We start from the raw sequence: 2,708 nt of genomic DNA, 5'->3' as shown, positions 1-2,708 counted from the left end.
GAAATCTTTAACAGAAACGGAACATTAGTTTACTCTAAAAACAACTATGTAGATGAGTGGTTTGGTCAAACAAACGATGGTGAAGAACTACCTGTAGGTACATATTTCTACACCGTTGTCTACGAAGGTGGTGCTAAGCAAAAGAGCGCATGGGTATATATAAACAGATAATCAACTAACTGAATCAACTTAAATGATAATGAAAAAACTCACGATAATAGCGGTTTTGCTTCTTGCATTTCAAATGTATGGGCAACAAGATCCTCAGTACACGCAGTACATGTATAATATGAACATTATGAATCCTGCTTATGCAGGATCTAGAGAAAACCTCTCTTTTGGATTATTATACAGAAACCAATGGTCTAAAATCGATGGTGGCCCTGAAACTGGTACATTCTTCGGCCATGCACCTATTGGTAGTAACCTAGGGTTAGGTGTCTCGTTAATTGCAGACCAAATTGGACCTGTAAAAGAAACTAATGCCTATGTTGATTTATCTTATACTTTAAAACTTGGAGGCGAGCACAGATTAGCTTTTGGTGTTAAAGCTGGTGCTACTTTTCACGATATCAACCTTACCAGTGGTAATGTAGATGTTATTGATGAAGGTGACCCTTTCTTTGGTATGCAAATAAATGAAACCACACCTAATATTGGTGCTGGTTTCTTTTACTACACCAATAAGTATTATTTATCCTTATCTGTTCCAAACATGTTATCCTCTGTTCACTTAGATGATAACAACAGAAAAATTGGATCTGAAACCCAACACTATTTCTTAACAGGTGGATATGTATTTGACCTTTCTCCTAATACGGAATTAAAACCTTCGTTTATGGTTAAATCTGCTTTTGATGCTCCAACTTCTTTTGACCTGAACCTGAATGCAAGGTTCTTCAAAAAATTTGAAATTGGCGCTTCTTACAGATTAGACGATTCCTTTTCTGGTTTAATTAATTTTGCTTTAACTCAATCGCTAAGAGTAGGATATGCTTATGATGCTGTATCGTCTGATATCAAAGCTTTCGCTCCTGCTTCTCATGAGGTAATGTTGTTATTCGATCTTAATTTCCCTAAGCGTGTTTCACGTTCACCTAGATACTTTTAATCTGTTAAGCTAAACTATTATGAAAAACTTAAAAACACTATTATTTATCATGTTAATGAGTGGTTTATGCTTAACTGCTCAGAACAAAAACACAAAAAAAGCGGACAAAGAGTTTGCTAGATTTGAATATGTTGATGCTGCTGAAAGCTACAAAAAACTCATTGACAAAGGAGATGCATCTCCTTATGTATATGGGCAATTGGCAGAATGTTATTACAACATCTTCAATACCGTTGAAGCTGAAAAATGGTACGCTAAGGCTTTAGAGTCTAACGATAATCCTGAGATGATTTATAAATATTCTGAAATGCTTAAGGCTAACGGAAAATATGAAGAATCTAACAAGCAAATGGAAAAATTTGCATCTATGCGTCCTTCAGACAACAGAGCGACTGCGTTTAGAAAAAACCCTAACTACCTGCCTAAAATTTTAGAACAAGGCAAAAAGTTTAATGTGCAAGATGCTGGGTTTAACACTGCGCAATCTGAATTTGGTGGTGTAGAATATGATGGTAAACTTTACATCACTTCTGCCAGAAACGATAACCGTAAAAATTACGGCTGGAATGAGCAACCGTTCTTAGACATATACTCGTTAACCAAAAATACGGACGGTTCTTATGGTACTGCAACGTTAATGAACAATAAAATTAACACAAAGTATCACGAAGGTTTGGTCTCTTTTTCTCCTGATGGCAAAACTATGTACTTCTCTAGAGAAAGTTATTTTGAAAAAGATTTTGAAAAAGACTCTTTAAGCAAAGTACGCTACAGTCAACTATACTTATTTAAAGCTACTAAATTAGGTGACGATTGGGATACCGTAGAAAGCTTAGCTGTTAATAGTGAAAACTACTCTGTTAAAAACCCTTCGGTAAGTGCTGATGGTTCTACACTATATTTCTCTTCTAACATGCCTGGTGGTTATGGTAACTTCGATATCTACAAAGCTTCTATTAATGACGATGGTACATTAGGCGAGCCTGAAAACTTAGGACAAAAAGTAAATACTGAAGGCCAAGAAATGTTCCCTTACTCAAGCAGCAACAATACCCTTTACTTCTCTTCTAACGGTCACTTAGGCTTAGGTGGTCTTGACGTTTTCTATACTAAACTTATAGATGGTAAACTCGCTCCGGTTAGAAACATCGGTATTCCTATTAACAGTAATGGTGATGATTTTGCTTTTACTATTAATGAAGAAACAGAAGAAGGTTTTGTATCTTCTAACAGAGATGGTGGACAAGGAAGTGATGATGTATATGCTTTCAAAAAACTACAACCTCTTTGCGACGTTTTAATTACGGCTACAGTTTTAGACGACAAAACAAGAGAGCCTCTAAACGGTGCTTCTGTGTCTCTTTTTGATGCTGATGGAAATAAAGTGGTTACTAAAACAACTAATAAGCAAGGTGTTGTTGAATTTATCGTTGAATGCGAAAAAGACTCTGAACTTGAAGTAGTCATGGAAGATTTTGAAAGTAAAAAAGTGCCTGTTAAAGGAACTAATGATGAAGAGGTTGACGTTCAGATTTCTTTAGAGCCTATCGAGAAAATAATGACTCCAGATGAAATTGTACTTAACCCTATTTACTTC

Annotated in this window: 3 protein-coding genes; all 3 read left to right on the top strand. The window is 35.7% G+C overall.

Annotated elements, in window-relative coordinates; all coding sequences use genetic code 11:
• Positions 1 to 3: 3 nt before the first annotated feature.
• Complete coding sequence (locus tag P7122_RS15845) at positions 4 to 171, top strand: T9SS type B sorting domain-containing protein (RefSeq protein ID WP_367575434.1); 168 nt, start codon at positions 4 to 6, stop codon at positions 169 to 171.
• Between the two features lie 28 nt (positions 172 to 199).
• The gene (locus tag P7122_RS15770) at positions 200 to 1,111 is read left to right on the top strand and encodes a PorP/SprF family type IX secretion system membrane protein (RefSeq protein ID WP_278006764.1); all 912 of its coding nucleotides are present in this window, start codon (positions 200 to 202) and stop codon (positions 1,109 to 1,111) included.
• 19 nt (positions 1,112 to 1,130) lie between these two features.
• Positions 1,131 to 2,708: cell envelope biogenesis protein OmpA (locus P7122_RS15765; protein ID WP_278006763.1), on the top strand; the 1,578-nt coding region annotated here is incomplete at its 3' end.

Origin of the sequence: Winogradskyella marincola (assembly GCF_029624125.1) — a bacterium.
GTDB lineage: Bacteria > Bacteroidota > Bacteroidia > Flavobacteriales > Flavobacteriaceae > Winogradskyella > Winogradskyella marincola.
Note: the sequence above shows the minus strand (reverse complement) of the source record. Positions and strands in the feature narration are given on the sequence as shown.